Source organism: Bacillus sp. CFBP9009, from assembly GCF_036541465.1.
In the GTDB taxonomy this organism is placed as follows: Bacteria; Bacillota; Bacilli; order Bacillales; family DSM-1321; genus Peribacillus.
On the sequence record NZ_JAZHFU010000001.1, the window covers coordinates 1 to 15,058 of the forward strand.

At 39.7% G+C, this 15,058-nt stretch carries 18 protein-coding genes, 15 tRNA genes, 1 rRNA gene and 1 pseudogene; 27 read left to right on the top strand and 8 right to left on the bottom strand.

Features of this window, described 5'->3' with window-relative positions:
- The 16 genes from rrf to V3595_RS00080 form a co-directional block, all read left to right on the top strand.
- A 5S ribosomal RNA gene (rrf, locus tag V3595_RS00005) occupies positions 1-108 on the top strand; the annotation flags it as partial.
- Between the two features lie 9 nt (positions 109-117).
- Positions 118-192 (top strand) — tRNA-Asn (locus tag V3595_RS00010).
- Between the two features lie 5 nt (positions 193-197).
- Positions 198-289: transfer RNA gene (locus V3595_RS00015), tRNA-Ser, on the top strand.
- A 9-nt stretch (positions 290-298) separates the two neighbouring features.
- Positions 299-373 (top strand) — tRNA-Glu (locus V3595_RS00020).
- A 15-nt stretch (positions 374-388) separates the two neighbouring features.
- Positions 389-464 (top strand) — tRNA-Val (locus V3595_RS00025).
- 105 nt (positions 465-569) lie between these two features.
- Positions 570-643: transfer RNA gene (locus V3595_RS00030), tRNA-Met, on the top strand.
- Between the two features lie 5 nt (positions 644-648).
- Positions 649-724: transfer RNA gene (locus tag V3595_RS00035), tRNA-Asp, on the top strand.
- Between the two features lie 12 nt (positions 725-736).
- Positions 737-812: transfer RNA gene (locus V3595_RS00040), tRNA-Phe, on the top strand.
- A 7-nt stretch (positions 813-819) separates the two neighbouring features.
- Positions 820-895 (top strand) — tRNA-Thr (locus V3595_RS00045).
- A gap of 16 nt (positions 896-911) precedes the next feature.
- Positions 912-995, top strand: a tRNA-Tyr gene (locus tag V3595_RS00050).
- A 10-nt stretch (positions 996-1,005) separates the two neighbouring features.
- Positions 1,006-1,079, top strand: a tRNA-Trp gene (locus V3595_RS00055).
- Positions 1,080-1,096: 17 nt separating this feature from the next.
- Positions 1,097-1,172 (top strand) — tRNA-His (locus tag V3595_RS00060).
- Between the two features lie 35 nt (positions 1,173-1,207).
- Positions 1,208-1,282 (top strand) — tRNA-Gln (locus tag V3595_RS00065).
- 3 nt (positions 1,283-1,285) lie between these two features.
- Positions 1,286-1,360: transfer RNA gene (locus tag V3595_RS00070), tRNA-Gly, on the top strand.
- A gap of 8 nt (positions 1,361-1,368) precedes the next feature.
- Positions 1,369-1,442, top strand: a tRNA-Cys gene (locus V3595_RS00075).
- Between the two features lie 8 nt (positions 1,443-1,450).
- Positions 1,451-1,531: transfer RNA gene (locus V3595_RS00080), tRNA-Leu, on the top strand.
- Positions 1,532-1,794: 263 nt separating this feature from the next.
- On the opposite strand, the gene V3595_RS00085 is transcribed toward V3595_RS00080, so the two are convergent.
- Positions 1,795-2,475, bottom strand: coding sequence for a hypothetical protein (locus V3595_RS00085; RefSeq protein ID WP_485904761.1), 681 nt, complete (start codon positions 2,473-2,475; stop codon positions 1,795-1,797).
- A gap of 362 nt (positions 2,476-2,837) precedes the next feature.
- Here V3595_RS00085 and V3595_RS00090 point away from each other — a divergent pair, with 362 nt between their 5' ends.
- The 5 genes from V3595_RS00090 to V3595_RS00110 all read left to right on the top strand — a co-directional run bounded on the left by V3595_RS00090 (position 2,838) and on the right by V3595_RS00110 (position 4,626).
- Positions 2,838-3,161, top strand: a complete 324-nt coding sequence (locus tag V3595_RS00090; protein ID WP_485904763.1) for a hypothetical protein — start codon at positions 2,838-2,840, stop codon at positions 3,159-3,161.
- Positions 3,162-3,180: 19 nt separating this feature from the next.
- A complete protein-coding gene (locus V3595_RS00095) occupies positions 3,181-3,369 on the top strand; it encodes a hypothetical protein (RefSeq protein WP_485904765.1) in 189 nt (62 codons plus the stop codon).
- 73 nt (positions 3,370-3,442) lie between these two features.
- The gene (locus V3595_RS00100) at positions 3,443-3,670 is read left to right on the top strand and encodes a DNA-binding protein (RefSeq protein ID WP_485904767.1); all 228 of its coding nucleotides are present in this window, start codon (positions 3,443-3,445) and stop codon (positions 3,668-3,670) included.
- 109 nt (positions 3,671-3,779) lie between these two features.
- Entirely contained in the window at positions 3,780-4,292 is a 513-nt protein-coding gene (locus tag V3595_RS00105; RefSeq protein ID WP_485904769.1) for a DUF6241 domain-containing protein, read from the top strand.
- 178 nt (positions 4,293-4,470) lie between these two features.
- Positions 4,471-4,626, top strand: coding sequence for a hypothetical protein (locus V3595_RS00110; protein WP_485904770.1), 156 nt, complete (start codon positions 4,471-4,473; stop codon positions 4,624-4,626).
- Between the two features lie 572 nt (positions 4,627-5,198).
- Here V3595_RS00110 and V3595_RS00115 read toward each other — a convergent pair.
- A complete protein-coding gene (locus V3595_RS00115; protein ID WP_350300231.1) occupies positions 5,199-5,489 on the bottom strand; it encodes a hypothetical protein in 291 nt (96 codons plus the stop codon).
- Positions 5,490-5,769: 280 nt separating this feature from the next.
- Positions 5,770-5,976 (bottom strand): hypothetical protein, encoded by a 207-nt coding sequence (locus tag V3595_RS00120; RefSeq protein ID WP_402899793.1) that lies wholly within the window; start codon positions 5,974-5,976, stop codon positions 5,770-5,772.
- A 500-nt stretch (positions 5,977-6,476) separates the two neighbouring features.
- Between V3595_RS00120 and glsA the strand changes: the two genes are divergently transcribed.
- Entirely contained in the window at positions 6,477-7,418 is a 942-nt protein-coding gene (gene glsA / locus V3595_RS00125; protein ID WP_485905660.1) for a glutaminase A, read from the top strand.
- Positions 7,419-7,699: 281 nt separating this feature from the next.
- Here glsA and V3595_RS00130 read toward each other — a convergent pair whose 3' ends face one another.
- The gene (locus V3595_RS00130) at positions 7,700-7,894 is read right to left on the bottom strand and encodes a hypothetical protein (RefSeq protein WP_063235353.1); all 195 of its coding nucleotides are present in this window, start codon (positions 7,892-7,894) and stop codon (positions 7,700-7,702) included.
- Positions 7,881-8,402, bottom strand: coding sequence for a tyrosine-type recombinase/integrase (locus V3595_RS00135; RefSeq protein ID WP_485905662.1), 522 nt, complete (start codon positions 8,400-8,402; stop codon positions 7,881-7,883). The genes V3595_RS00130 and V3595_RS00135 overlap by 14 nt, the downstream gene beginning before the upstream one ends.
- A gap of 357 nt (positions 8,403-8,759) precedes the next feature.
- On the opposite strand from V3595_RS00135, the gene V3595_RS00140 reads away from it, so the two are divergent.
- The 3 genes from V3595_RS00140 (at position 8,760) to clpP (ending at position 10,818) form a co-directional block, all read left to right on the top strand.
- Entirely contained in the window at positions 8,760-9,086 is a 327-nt protein-coding gene (locus V3595_RS00140; RefSeq protein WP_485904772.1) for a hypothetical protein, read from the top strand.
- A gap of 409 nt (positions 9,087-9,495) precedes the next feature.
- Positions 9,496-10,203 (top strand): sigma-70 family RNA polymerase sigma factor, encoded by a 708-nt coding sequence (locus tag V3595_RS00145; protein ID WP_485904774.1) that lies wholly within the window; start codon positions 9,496-9,498, stop codon positions 10,201-10,203.
- A 30-nt stretch (positions 10,204-10,233) separates the two neighbouring features.
- Positions 10,234-10,818, top strand: coding sequence for an ATP-dependent Clp endopeptidase proteolytic subunit ClpP (gene clpP, locus V3595_RS00150; protein WP_101223429.1), 585 nt, complete (start codon positions 10,234-10,236; stop codon positions 10,816-10,818).
- Between the two features lie 141 nt (positions 10,819-10,959).
- Here clpP and V3595_RS00155 read toward each other — a convergent pair.
- Positions 10,960-11,079 (bottom strand): annotated as a pseudogene (locus V3595_RS00155) (alpha/beta hydrolase); the annotation flags it as partial.
- A gap of 170 nt (positions 11,080-11,249) precedes the next feature.
- On the opposite strand from V3595_RS00155, the gene V3595_RS00160 reads away from it, so the two are divergent.
- Positions 11,250-11,837, top strand: coding sequence for a DUF6241 domain-containing protein (locus V3595_RS00160; RefSeq protein WP_485904776.1), 588 nt, complete (start codon positions 11,250-11,252; stop codon positions 11,835-11,837).
- A gap of 132 nt (positions 11,838-11,969) precedes the next feature.
- Here V3595_RS00160 and V3595_RS00165 read toward each other — a convergent pair whose 3' ends face one another.
- Both V3595_RS00165 and V3595_RS00170 read right to left on the bottom strand, forming a co-directional pair.
- Positions 11,970-12,863, bottom strand: a complete 894-nt coding sequence (locus V3595_RS00165; RefSeq protein ID WP_485904777.1) for a TauD/TfdA dioxygenase family protein — start codon at positions 12,861-12,863, stop codon at positions 11,970-11,972.
- 30 nt (positions 12,864-12,893) lie between these two features.
- On the bottom strand, positions 12,894-13,883 hold the full coding sequence (locus tag V3595_RS00170) for an ABC transporter substrate-binding protein (protein ID WP_485904779.1): 990 nt from the start codon (positions 13,881-13,883) through the stop codon (positions 12,894-12,896).
- 382 nt (positions 13,884-14,265) lie between these two features.
- On the opposite strand from V3595_RS00170, the gene V3595_RS00175 reads away from it, so the two are divergent.
- The gene (locus V3595_RS00175; protein WP_485905664.1) at positions 14,266-15,036 is read left to right on the top strand and encodes an ABC transporter ATP-binding protein; all 771 of its coding nucleotides are present in this window, start codon (positions 14,266-14,268) and stop codon (positions 15,034-15,036) included.
- Positions 15,037-15,058 lie beyond the last annotated feature (22 nt).

Consider the following 15,058-nt stretch of genomic DNA (forward strand, 5'->3'; position numbering starts at 1 on the left):
CGATAGCGAAGAGGTCACACCCGTTCCCATTCCGAACACGGCAGTTAAGCTCTTCAGCGCCGATGGTAGTTGGGGGTTTCCCCCTGTGAGAGTAGGACGTCGCCAAGCTTATATTGTTCCGCAGTAGCTCAGTGGTAGAGCATTCGGCTGTTAACCGAACGGTCGTAGGTTCGAGTCCTACCTGCGGAGCCATTATTGGAGAGCTGTCCGAGTGGCCGAAGGAGCACGATTGGAAATCGTGTAGACGGGTAACCCTGTCTCAAGGGTTCAAATCCCTTGCTCTCCGCCATTTATACCTGGCCCGTTGGTCAAGCGGTTAAGACACCGCCCTTTCACGGCGGTAACACGGGTTCGAATCCCGTACGGGTCACCATTTAGACAACATATTGGAGGATTAGCTCAGCTGGGAGAGCATCTGCCTTACAAGCAGAGGGTCGGCGGTTCGATCCCGTCATCCTCCACCATTTTTCAATAACATCAAGTTGTTTCTGCATAAAGGATTGATTATTTCAGCCCATTGAAACGCTCAACACGAAAACTTGATGCATAAAAAGAAACATTATTACCGTCGCGGGGTGGAGCAGTCCGGTAGCTCGTCGGGCTCATAACCCGAAGGTCGCAGGTTCAAATCCTGTCCCCGCAATCTATGGTCCCGTGGTGTAGCGGTTAACATGCCTGCCTGTCACGCAGGAGATCGCGGGTTCGATTCCCGTCGGGACCGCCATTTTTATTGTTTGGCTCAGTAGCTCAGTCGGTAGAGCAAAGGACTGAAAATCCTTGTGTCGGCGGTTCGATTCCGTCCTGAGCCACCATAGTAGTGCCGGTGTAGCTCAACTGGTAGAGCAACTGACTTGTAATCAGTAGGTTGGGGGTTCAAGTCCTCTTGCCGGCACCATGTTTCATCCATATGCGGAGGGGTAGCGAAGTGGCTAAACGCGGCGGACTGTAAATCCGCTCCTTCGGGTTCGGCAGTTCGAATCTGCCCCCCTCCACCATCTTTATTACAGGGGTATAGTTTAAAGGTAGAACAGAGGTCTCCAAAACCTCCAGTGTGGGTTCGAGTCCTACTACCCCTGCCAATTTCAATCCTATAATGGCGATTGTGGCGAAGTGGTTAACGCACCTGATTGTGGTTCAGGCATTCGTGGGTTCGATTCCCATCAGTCGCCCCATTTTTAAAAACATGGTATAATGATTACAACGTTATTGGGCTATAGCCAAGCGGTAAGGCAACGGATTTTGATTCCGTCATGCGAAGGTTCGATCCCTTCTAGCCCAGCCATATGCGAAAGTAGTTCAGTGGTAGAATACAACCTTGCCAAGGTTGGGGTCGCGGGTTCGAATCCCGTCTTTCGCTCCAAAAACGTTGGCGGCATAGCCAAGCGGTAAGGCAGAGGTCTGCAAAACCTTTACCACCGGTTCGATTCCGGTTGCCGCCTCCAACATACATGCCGGTGTGGCGGAATTGGCAGACGCGCACGACTCAAAATCGTGTTCCTCTGGAGTGCCGGTTCGACCCCGGCCACCGGTATCATGAAAACAGCTAAGACTGCTGTTATATCAAAGCTTCGTACTTAATTGTACGGAGCTTTTTTATTTGTTTCTGCACACGACAAAATAATGACAAATAGTGTGCGGAGGATTATGTGCAATGGCTAAACGTAGAAACTTATTAAATGAAGATGAATTAAAAATAGCAACAAAATCCTCATACATTACTTCTGATGATGCAGCTCTCAAATTATTTTTTGAAGATTGTCAGCTCAGAAATCTTCGACCTCATACATTCAAATATTATAGAGAAAATTTACAATCAAAAGGTAAACCATTAGTTTTAATGTCAGAGTCGGACCTCAAGATTATGATTTTGAATATGCAACAACGTGACGCATAACTTCTTATTTTCATAAGGTCGGACAATTTTTCGCCTTCAACATCTATTTTTAGGTACTCAACAAATTCTTGATTCGGAATTTTCTTTCCGTTTTTATCTTCGATATACATTGGAACACCTTCAATGACATAATCACCGTCATTCGCCCATTCTTCAACCGTTCCCATGATTATTCCTTCACGTTGGTCGGGCGTTGGTTCGGCAAGTTCTCCCCAACCTTCATCATTCGTTTCATAAACCGCAATGAAAAGGTGACCCGTTTTTTCGTCGAAGCCGTATCCGTTTGTATAGTAAATACTTTCGTCCGTTGGGGTTGCTTCGTCCACTATTTCTTTATATTCCGCATATCCTTCGGCGGTTTTCGGAATGCGTCCATCTTGCGGAAGTTCCCATTCTGCAAAGTGCTTCGCAATTTCTTTATAAGGCGAAGGAAGTTTTAATCCACGAATGATTAGTATCTCAACAGCTTTCGATTCCGATAATTCGCCATTATCTTCAGCGAAATCAAGAACGATTTGTTTTAAACTTGGTTTGACATTTGTTAGCAATTGTTCGGTGCGATCTTCTTTTATTTTTACCATTTGAATTTTCCTCCTTGTAGTGTGCCTCTATAACATATATACGCTTTTTACAATAAAGTCAGGTGGACTGACGCACTTTAAAAAAATAATTTCATATCAGTATTATATTGATAAAAAAATCGGATGGAAGGCAGATGGAGGCGATTATTGAAAAAAATAATAACCATTTTCGCATGTGTATATAATTAACTACTCTATTTATTTATAAGTAGTAATAACTATATAAGTAAGAGTTACTTATTATATACACTAGCGATTTTGGTTCTATTATCTGTAGCTGTAATAAAGGTTTACAGCCACAATACGGTAACTTAGTATTAATTAGTAAAAATATTTAGTATAATCGGAGGAGGACGAAAGCCGTGAAACCAGAAATATTATCAACTGCTATCGAAACATTAGGAGACCTGTTTTTCCGTAAGAAAACAACCACTGATTTCTTAGCCATGAGGACAATGGAATATTACATCAGTGATTTGGATTTGCTTGGAGATACATCAGCTGTAGCTGTAGAAATCGAACGTCAGCAATCACACGCTCTTGTTCCCAAACTACGATTATTTGACAGCAAAAGTGCTGATGAAATTGAAGTTGCTTTATGTGGATTGAAATATACGGATGCTGAAATTATTGCGAGTAACATAGAATTTGAAATGTGGAAAAAATCCCAAAATCGTTGCCAATGAATTTAAAAGGAGGAATTACATGAAGGTTAAATGGGGCAAACATCTGTGGAAACTCCGACTCTTATTGACTATTCCATATTTGTTATTTGGGATATGGATATTTTCAGCGATTGAAAAAGATGATGATTTTCCAATTTACTACTGGTTGATATTGGCGGTCTATATGATAATTTGCTCTATTCTTCTGCACAAAATGGAAAAGAAATGAATTTAAGGGAGGTAAGCACTTACCTCCTTGCCATTTCATAAATAGAGGTGAAACCAAGATTGATTATTACATTATGGAAAAATTCGACCCAAAGAAATTTGTGCTTGAAGAAGTTTTGACTTCCACTGAATGTATAGAGTTGCTTGGCATTTCTCGTGCCAGGCTTAGCTCGTTGATTAAAAAGAAAAAAATCGTCCCAATCAAAAAAGCTGGGATTCAGTTGTACTTGAAACAAGATATTTTGAAGAAAAAGGCAGAGCTTGAAAAAAGTCGTATCAAGTACCGTCCGTATAAATATTAAAGGACTTGTGCTTTACACGTGGCTTTTGTCCGCCAGTTCACCCCATGTGAAATGAATGTGCATTAGCTATCACACGTACTTCACACCTGTATGAAAGTAGGGAATATATATGAAGAAAACAATTTTAATAATAGGAGGGCTTCTCGTTTCTGTAGCATTGATATTTGTAGCTGGCAATTTAACAAGCAAAAACGATGTGATTGTCAAAGAAAAACAGCAATCGAACGGAGAAAAAACTTTTGAAATTCAAGAAACAGGTGCAGCTCCTGTTGAAGAAGAATATTCGATGAAAATGAGCGAAGAAGAAATTCAAAATGCCATTCACGTAATGTCACATCAGAAAGTAGAAGCTGAAGATAAATGGGGTTTTGTTCCAATAACATCTGAGCGAATTGAGCAATTAATCGCTGTAATTGAGAAAAACGAATACCGAGAACAATATTTGTATTTAGGCATTCTCAATGGCTGGAAAAATAATGATTTTTCAAACGTGGATGAAGACCACAACGATATTTGGAAGCTTCAAGGTGGAAATATCGGAAAAGCTCGTGGCATATTGACGCCTGAAGAAGAAAAAGCTTATATCGAAAAGCACTATGACATCAAAGAAACTGATTATTAATATTCAAAAATAAAAATGTAAAAAAATCAATTTATTTTTTGAACTGCTCCAAACAAAATTAGGTGGTTACAATATAATAGAATTATACTAATAATCTACGAGCTTCATAACTCGATGGATTTTACATAACAAACTATTTGGGGGAGATAAGGAAATTAAATGAAAGCAGATTTTAAAAATGAAATTTTACCAGTGGTTGGCTTTTTCAGTGATTGTTGGCATGTTTTTTATGTATGTATTTATATTTTTGGGTAGCTTTATTTTGGATACAACACCGCATACGAATCCTCATCCTGGCCATGAAGACCACAATGCAACAAAAATTTGGGATTAAAACGCTGTAAATGGAGAACATTGCGAACTAAAATGTTATCTCCCTCATGCCCCCTCTAATGACGAAGTACAAGAAAGAGAGGATTTTTACCTTAAGCGTAAAATATGGGAATAGTGTGTATCGAAATTTAATAAAAAGCTTTAATGCTTTGATAATAACAGCTTTTTGAGAGTGTGCCTCACCAGCACGACTCAAAATCGTGTTCCTCTGGAGTGCCGGTTCGACCCCGGCCACCGGTATCACCAATAGCGAAGAATCGCTATTACATCAAGCTTCACACTTAATTGTGTGAAGCTTTTTTATGTTCATGACGCATTACAGAATATGTACAAATAATGTGCGGGGGTATTATGCAATGGTTTTTAATCACTCTAGAATGAAGGGAATTGAAACCAAGGAGCATACAAAATCGGATCAAACAGTTTGGCAGGTTATCGGAGTTTAAAAGGTGATAGAATCTTATGCACTGAAATCGTTTATTTTATCAAAGTGCACGTTTGTTCTAACGATTAAAAATAAAAACGAATGGGTCATAGAGCACTAACTCTACCATTCGTTTTTTAAAAAATAATTTAGATTTCTATATTCATAGCATTTAGGTCTGCTTCGGTATAGCCAGAAGAGGATAGTGCGATTTCAATTTTTTCAGCAGCCTTATAATCAAATAATTTAAATTTAGACATTAATGCGAAAGCATTTTGATTTTCAATTGCCAAGGCAACAGCTTCCACGTCTTGCAGTAATTTCAGGTCTTCAATGTAGAATTGGGCGGTTCTCATCGCTAAATACTCATTCATTGTAGTCGAACTGTAGAAAAGTCTTGTTAAAGTGGCGATTGCGTTAGGAACGAAAATCTTATTCATAATTACCCCTCCACTATTCGTAATATTCTGTCATTTTAGTCACCATTAGTATGAGTCACACTAAAAATGATGTCAATCTTTATCTTTTGAGCATTTTTTACTCACCATTTGAAAGTAAATCTGTACTCAAATTAAGTAAATAGAAAACAGACACTTTTCCAGAGGCAAAGTGATGCACCAAAGCGCACTAAGTAAGCAAAAGAATGAATGTTGCTGAGTTACGAAACGAAGATCCTTTCTGTGTTCTAACATTTCAAAGGGCTTATGAAACAACAGATCGTTATAAACTGTGAAGAAGGCGGGCTTCCACGTTACGCAGCTCTCCAGATGAAACACTATCAGCCACAATTATTTGCAATGTTCTCGTAGCTGTCATTCGTTTGTCTGGATGCTTCATTTGTAGACGCTGTTGTATCGCTCGGAAAAGTTCATTATTTTCTGGACGGTTGGCGTTATAGATTTCTTGTAAACTCTTTGATTTTCCCATGGCTTTTCCTACTTTCCATCAAGTGTGAAATACATATGAAAGCTTATGCGATAATATATATTTCCGTATAAGCGCTTCTAATTCCTTCTTTTTTAAATTAAATCTTCTTTAAAGAACAGTGAAGTTGCTCCGATTTTTTTACAAGGCGTTGGCTTACCTGTCTTACTGCTTGACCTTTGACGTATATGTTGTTGTTTTTCTTTGTCTTTATGAAAATAATTCAAACCTGAACATCTAGATTAGACGGTAGGGAGGTATGGCAAGAAGTGGTGACCTTACAATGGGCGAATTAAAATCAGTAAGAAGCAAATGAAAATTTCTTTAAAGAATTATTATTTAAGAAATCTTAAACCAGGAAAGTAGTTCCTCTAACCTTCTATTTATTATCCGATTCCTGGTTTTTTAAATAATATCGATGAAATATGGCAATAAATAAAAAAACACTATCTAGGAACACTTCACAAAACATATTTTCTAAGGGGCGGAAAATTGTGAACAATATGGGATGTCAATGCAGGTCCAATGACGAATTACAGCAACTGGTTGATGAGGCAAAAAAATATACGAGTAACGGGACAGTGGCAGACTATATACCGGCTCTTGAAAAGGCGAATCCTGGGGATTTGTCTGTTGCTATTTACTATCCTGACGGGAAAGGATATTGTGCGGGTGATGTAAGAGGTAAAATGACCCTGCAAAGCATATCAAAAGTTTTGACACTTGCTCTTGTATTAATGGAAAAAGGGGAGGATTATGTCTTTTCCTATGTAGGAAAAGAACCCACTGGCGATCCTTTTAATTCGATTGCCAAGCTAGAGACAAACAAGCCATCCAAACCGTTAAACCCCATGATCAATGCAGGAGCATTGACTGTGACCCACATGATTGCAGGTAACAGTGTAAATGAGCGATTTCAGCGTATTTTACATTTTATCCGGGAGTTGACGCAAAATCCTACTATCGGTTTTAATGAAGATGTTGCCCGGTCAGAATACAATACAGCAGACTTAAATAGGTCGTTAAGCTATTTTTTAAAGCAGCATAATGTAATAAATGAGGATGTGGAGGAGTTAATCGAATTGTATTCGAAGCAGTGTGCCATTGAAATGGACAGTCAGGATTTAGCGAGGATAGGCTGTGTGCTGGCCATGAATGGGAAAGATTTACTGACGGGAAAGCAAATCATCCCCGGGGACATTGCCCGTATTTGCAAGACATTCATGGTTACTTGCGGCATGTATAACGCATCAGGTGAATTTGCCATTAATGTTGGCATACCGGCTAAAAGCGGTGTGTCAGGGGGAATAATGGGGGCCGTCCCCGGAAAATGTGGGATTGGAATTTATGGTGCAGCGCTGGATGAGAAGGGGAACAGCGTTGCCGGGATAAAAATCTTGGAAATGATGGCGAAAAAGTATTCCTTAAGTATGTTTAATTTGTAAACATTGAAACCATTACCGAGTGTACCGGATGATATTAATTAATTTTTTTATTCGAAAGTTGTCTGGAATTAAATCGTAAGCATACGGCTTAGGAGAGTCAGAGAAGAGAGAGAATGAAGTTTGAAATAGAGCTTTTTCGTTATGTTATGTTGTGGTGTTACAGGAAGATGAAAAGGGCCTACCAGATATAAATGAGGTTCAGTTTAAAGCCTTAAAGAAACAAGCATTTACTTTCAAGGAAAAAAAAGACCTCTGCACATAAGGGCAAGGTCCTAAGCTGGTTATAACAAGTTGGAGAAAAGAGATACTTTTTTATATAAAGCATTTACCTCTTTATTTCGATGTTCCCCGATTTCATTTCTTAGCTGGCCTTCCATATCGGTCATTAAATCAGCTAATTTCAATGCCTTTTGTCTGTCGGAAATATTGCTGCGAATGATGTATTCATATTTTGCATTGTATTCAGTCAGTGACATTTCTTCCGTCCTCCCATAGTGCAAAGTCATTTAAACTGTCCTCTGTTCCTTTATCAGCAATCCCAATGTACCTTAGTGTAATTTCAGGATATGAATGGTTAAGGATCATTTGTAGCTCAGCAAGGTTCTTACTTCGTTTATAGTGCCAGTACCCGAATGTTTTCCGCATGGTATGGGTACCGACGCCCACGATGTCCACCATGTCCGCTGCTTTATTAAGCTGTCTGTAAGCTTGTATCTTACTTATTGGCTTATCGCCCTTGCGTGAGGGGAATAGCCATTCACCATCAATGGTGGCTATATAGGCTGCCAATTCATTACATACATTGTTAAGCTGTATCATTCTTGGCTTTTTTGTTTTCCCTTCCTTGATGATTACCTCCATCTTGCCTTTAATGTCCTTTATCTTCAGCGATAATAAATCAGTTACACGTAAGCCGGTATTGATGCCTAACAAGAACAATATGTAGTCTCTCTCGCTGCAATGTCTTTTCAATGACCATTTCATATCATCTAATTTTTCCAATGATCTGATTGGTTGAACGTCTATTAAATGTTCTTTCGGCAAATGTGTTCACCCTTAATTCACCCTAATGGAATCAGTATTTTGAATGTATACTTTTAAGAGTAACACTGAAAAAGGATGGAAGTCAATTTGAGGAGTATACTGATATTTTTTTGGACTGTCCATTTTATAGTGTTCGGAGTATTTTAGTTGTTTAATGAATAATGCAATAAAAACTTCTGGAACTTGATATAATGAAAATAGTAATATTTTTCTAAACTAGTGTTATTGATGGATATTTAATAGATGAATTAATTCATTGTGAATTTATTATGCTTTAGCAGGATTGGGGAAACTACTATGAAGAGAGTTTTAGCTATATTGAAAAAGGTACTTCCTTTAAGGTCAAGGTTGATTGCTATGGCAATTATGATAGCCGTTTTTTACTGCATGTTCATGTTCGCAGACCTGGAGAATGAAAAGGCAGACAGAGAGCCTCATAACGAGCGATCAGTGAATTTTGAAGAGATGAGCGATGAAGAATCTGAAGAGAAGTCTGCAGGTTCTTTGGTGAACTATTGTAAAGATAGCGCTAACGAAAGTCGTTCCTCCAGTTGGTTTGGTATTGAAGTAAACGAAATGGAACCTAGCGAATACACGGTTGAATGCATTGAACACTTGGAATAGCAGCATTAAGGATCACCCGGAATTTTGAAATTCAGGATTCACATCAAGGACATCCAGAACGTCAGGCTTATCGGAACAAGATGCGATTTGGGTTGCGGAACATTACCGTAAGCAGGAGGTCACATTCAAAGATTTTGCTGGTTGGCTTAATGGAATGCACGGGGAATAATAATTGTTTTGGAAAATAAGGTCTACACTGAAATGATTGGTGACGAACCGGGTACACAGCGGGGGAGGCCATATATTAGCCTGTTTGGATCCTAACCAAACAGGTTTTTAGTATGAAAGGAAATCCAATGGAAAAAATGGAATAGAATATAATGAAGCATGAAGGAAAATTTTTCACCCCCATATCTTTTTCTCTTTCTGAAACGTTTAGAGGATAGAGGGTGTTGAAGGAGTGAGAAAAATGATAAATAAGTTGAGGGAAGATATTTCTGAAGACATGGATAACGGTGCGATTTTGCGTGAAGTTTATCCTGAATTGATTCGGTTTTGCCGATTCCTGACCCAAAATAATTGGGATGGGGATGATTTGGCACAGGAAACGATATTGAAGGCAATGCAGGGCTATGGGAAGAAAACGGAGATAACAACAGCTTTATTGAAGACGATAGCCCGACATTCCTGGATTGATACGATACGAAAAAGGAAAAAAGAATCCTTAGACGATCTGTTGGATAGCGAACAGCTGGGGTCAGTTGGGGAAAATGTATTTGAAACGGTTGAATATATAATAAAATCCCTTACCCCGAAACAAGCTGTAGTGTTCATATTAAAGGAAGGATTCCTCTATCGGTCAAAAGAAATCTCAGATTACTTGAACACCACGGAAACGGCTGTAAAGGCCATCTTGAACCGTGTGAAAAAGCGTTTTGACAATGACGTTGAAGAGCGTAGGTTGTCTTGCGTGGAAGATTGGCAGGATGAGGAGGAACAGCGGCTCATGTCCCTGATGACACAGGCTTTAAAAGCCCAAAATCCTGATATCCTCATTAGAAGCATCCCATCTTTCAAATCCCTGAACAGTGAATCGATGATTCCTAAACTGATGAATCGTTCGATTCTTTCCAAATCAAGCTTCACTCCTTCAAACACACTCTCAATGGCTGCATAGCCAATAATATTGTTAGGAGGAAGAAGAGATATGACCACCATTCCATATGTAATTGAGCAATCAAGCAAGGGTGAGCGCTCGTACGATATTTATTCCAGACTTCTAAAAGACCGTATCATCATGATTGGGGAAGAGATCACCGATCATTTAGCCAATAGCGTGGTTGCCCAATTGTTATTCTTGGCAGCTGATGCACCTGATAAAGAAATTACCATCTTCATAAACAGTCCAGGGGGATCGACCAGTGCCGGTTTCGCCATTTATGATACGATGCAATATATTAAGCCTGATGTCCGGACTGTATGTACGGGGATGGCTGCATCATTCGGTGCCATGCTTTTATTGGCGGGTACGAAAGGGAAAAGGTGCGCTTTGCCAAATAGTGAAATCATGCTTCATCAACCGCTTGGTGGGGCGAGGGGGCAAGCCACGGAGATTGAAATTTCTGCCCGAAGGATTTTGAAGCTAAAGGATCATATCAATCAAATCATCTCGGAAAGGACCGGTCAGCCTATCGAAAAGGTGGCGAAGGACACAGATCGTGATTATTTCTTAAGCGCAAATGAGGCGAAGGATTACGGTATAATCGATGAAATAATCGTTCAGGCTAATTAATCCTGATAAAAACGCTGTGTAAGCTCAAAATAATCTGGACGAAAACGAAAGAAACTGCCGATATGATATCGGCAGTTTCTTTTTTACCCTCTTACATTACTCCATATATTTATCCACAAAACCCCATACCTTGTTCCAATACTATTTTGGATCCACTACCTCAGCTTCACAATGCCCGGCACCCGGTATTATCAATTTTTCTTTGTCTACTGTTGCTGCATTATATACGTCATCCAACATGGAATAAGGGACGAATGAATCTTCTTGAAAAAATATAATGGTACCTTGGGTAATTATCGATATCTGAAACTACTGTATTTCTTATTGAAGGGATGAGAAGGTTGGATGTCTTCCTTTTCTGGATAGTCCATCCATTTAATATGTTAAAATAAATATTATCTGACATTATCAATATCTTGGAGGAAGTTTTTATGAAGAAAACGCAAAAGGTTTTACTTATTAGTGGAATCTCTGCTGTTGCATTATTCGGGGTGGGGGTTGCTTCCTTTAAAATCATGGAGAACTCCAATGAGTACGAAAAAGCTCAACTGGTAATTGAAGCCAGGGAAGCCAAAGAACAAATTGAAAGAGAAAGAGAAGATGAAAAAATCGAAGCCCAAAGGGAAGCGAAAGCGAAAGCTGCGGAACTTGAAGCGAAAACAGCGATATATGATGGGATCGAATTTGAAACAGGACTTGATGAAGGCTCAACCGAAGCGGAAGTCATGGACGTCATGCATAAAATGACTCATCAAAAGGTTCGCTCGCAAGATAAATGGGGAGCTATACCGATGTCCCCTAAGATTATTGAAGAAGTTTATAAAATAGTGGATTCAAGTGATTTTCAGCATAGAGATAGATTGCTGGCCATCGCTGCCCGGTGGCGAGACTTTGATTTTAGCATGATCGTTCAGGACCATAACTTCTTTTGGGAAGACAAAGAAGGCACCGTTGGAAAAGCCCATGGAATATTAAGTCGGGCAGAAGAGGTTGAATTCATTGAAGTTAATTTTAAATGAGGGGAAAGTACTGAAAATGCCAAAGGGCGAGTGGCAAGACCTGTTCAAAAAGAAAACACTCAAACCTCCTGCAATAAGGCCAGTTCCTCAGGAGGTTTGAGTATTTTCGAACCTTTCACTCGATACAGGTGTTTATTTTTTAATAATTAGTCTGCTGGACTCGTTCTCCTTGTTTACGGGAACGTCTTTTCCGACAGTGACCCTGCGAACGACGCGGTGCTGGTCCCCGTAATCGGCAATAGCGTAATGCTGCGTGGCTAGGTTATCCCAAATGACCACGTCCCCTTCACTCCATTGCCAACGCACGGTATTTTCTAAGCGCGTGACGTATGAATCGAAGATACTTAATAATCTTTCGGATTCGCTTGTTGTATATCCTTCCACTCTACCAGCAAAACCACCTAATAACAAATGCCTTTTTCCGGTTTCTGCGTGCACGTGAACGACTGGGTGCCTTGTTTTATAAATGGTCGATTCGAATACATCACGATATTTCTTTTTAACCTCATCATCGATGTTTTCAGCTGGTTTGAATTGAGCATAATCATATTCATTTGTATGGATCGCCCATAATCCCTCCGCTAATTTCTTCAATCCATCCGGCAGGTCTTCATATGCTTTATTGGTATTTGCCCAGACTGTATCTCCGCCAACGTCAGGGATGGTTACACCTCTTAAAATAGAGTATTTTGGAACTTCTGGAACGAAAGTGACATCAGTATGCCAATGGTTTGCTTTTGCTCCCCTTTCGGAATCAAGTTCGAAAATATAGTTAGTATTGTCTTTGACCGGTACTGTAGGATGTGCATAAGGCTCACCCAATAGTTTGGCAAATGCTTCTTGACTGGCATCGTCCAAATGATTTTGTCCTTTGAAGAATACGACTTTATGATCGTTTAACGCTTGTTTGATTTCATTGAAAATAGCTAAATCCAAGTCTCCGCTTAATTGGACTCCTTGAATTTCCGCTCCAATCCTTCCTGCTACCGGTACGACTTTTAATTGTTGTGTTTTAGTTTCCGTCATAATCAATCTCCTCCTGTAAGGTATGTTTTTTTATTTTTTAAAGGCTTCATCAATGTATTCATTGTGGATCTGATTTTTAAAATTAAATGATTTCTTGATAAAACCCACACCAGCTAAAGTATCGATGGATTCTTGTTGTGCTTTGATGGCATCTTCGGTAAAGAAGATATTTGGTTCTTCGGCCGTTATTATTGTCTTTACCGTACCAACAGGCAATTTAGTTTCTTTGGAATAAATTTCAGATGCTTCATCTGGATTATCAATTTGCCAGTCTGCAGCTTTTTTATAAACCTTTAAATAGGCCTCAACAATTTCAGGATGCTCTTCGGCAAAGCCCTTACGTGCAATGATTGCACCAGGAGCCAATATTTTTCCTTTTACTTTAAGTGCGACAGCATTCCCTTTTTCAATATTATTAAGGTAATAAGGGTTCCATATCGCCCAGGCGTCCAATTGTTTGGTTTCAAAAGCTGCTTGAGCATCATCCGGTTGTAAATTGATGAGTTTAATGTCATCAGTCGTTAAACCATGGGCTTTCAAAGCCTTGATTAAATACACATGACCCGTTGTCCCCGAGGCAACCCCGACCGTTTTTCCTTTTAAGTCTTCAATCTTCTTTATGTTACCTTCTGCTTGAGCCAGAATCCGGACAGATGACTCACCCCGACCTGTTTGTGCAATCACTTCGAATGGCAGATTCTTATCAATGCCGGCAATCAGTGCACCATCCCCTAAAAAAGACAGGTCAACCCGATTGGAAGCAAGGGATTCCAAAAGCGGGGGACCACTTTGGAATTCACTCCACTCGATTTGGGCATCCAGTTTAGAAAACTCTTCGTTGAACAATCCCTTTTCCTTTGCAATGACCAATGGTCCCATCTTGCCATTTAAGGCAATATGAACTTTCAGTGGATCACTTTTCCCGGAAGCTTTGCCGGCATCGGAATTACAGCCTGCCAATACAGCGATGCTAATGATGGCAAGTAGTACTGCGGTTAACTTGTTACGATATTCCTTCATGAATTCCCTCCTTTTTTAATACACTTACCACATCTGGATAGTCAGATTAATGACAAAAAAGAGATTCAACGAAGAGTATGCCGGGGTTACTCTTCATTGAATCTCCGGTAGTCCAGTTGATTCACATGACCTTTATTTAATTGGCTCCAGTGTGAAGCGGATTTGTGTATGAATGCATCTTAACAGCTGTTAGAATTATCTGTCAATTACTTTTTTGCGATTAATCCGATAAAATAAATTGGTATTAGGTGTTGATTATAAATAATCGATAAGTTAATATAAAATGAAATATCGAATCGACTAGTTAACTAGAGATTCAGCAAAGGGACAATTTGTGCCTTATTGCTGGATCTCTATTTTTTTTATTTGAGAAAGGGTGAGGATATTGGTTGCGACATTAGAAATTAATCAAGTAAGCAAAACATTTAAGAATGAGAATGAAAGTGTCCATGTTTTGGATAATTTAAATTTGACCGTCAACAATGGTGAATTCGTCACCATCATTGGTCCGAGCGGCTGCGGGAAAAGCACATTATTAAAGTTGATCGCAGGACTTGATTCAGACTTTGACGGCGCGATCATGGCAGGGGATCATCCGGTTAGCGGCCCTTCTAAAGACCGTGGTTTCATTTTTCAGGAGCATCGCTTATTTCCATGGCTAAACGTGGAGAAGAATATTTCAGGTAACCTTCCATTAAAGAAACCGGACATTCGAAAAAGGGTGGATGATTTGATTTCACTTGTTAAACTAAAAGGATTTGAAAAGGCGTATCCACGCCAATTATCCGGTGGAATGTCGCAGCGTGTTGCCATTGCCAGGGCTTTATTACGTAATCCGGAAGTATTATTGCTGGATGAGCCATTCGGTGCATTGGATGCATTCACGCGAACGCATCTTCAAGAGGCTTTACTAGAAATATGGGAGAGGAATAAGACAACGATGGTGCTTGTCACCCATGATATAGATGAATCCATCTTTTTATCGAGGAAAGTGGTCGTCATGGATGCAAAGCCTGGACGGATTAAAGCTATCGTTCCAATTGATTTGCCATATCCAAGAACTCGAACAAGCAAAGCGTTTCAGGAATTCAGGTCCGTCATATTAACCCAACTTGATCATCATTCAGTAGAAGTGGAAGATTGGAGCATTTAAATAAATTTTTGAAAAAAGGAAG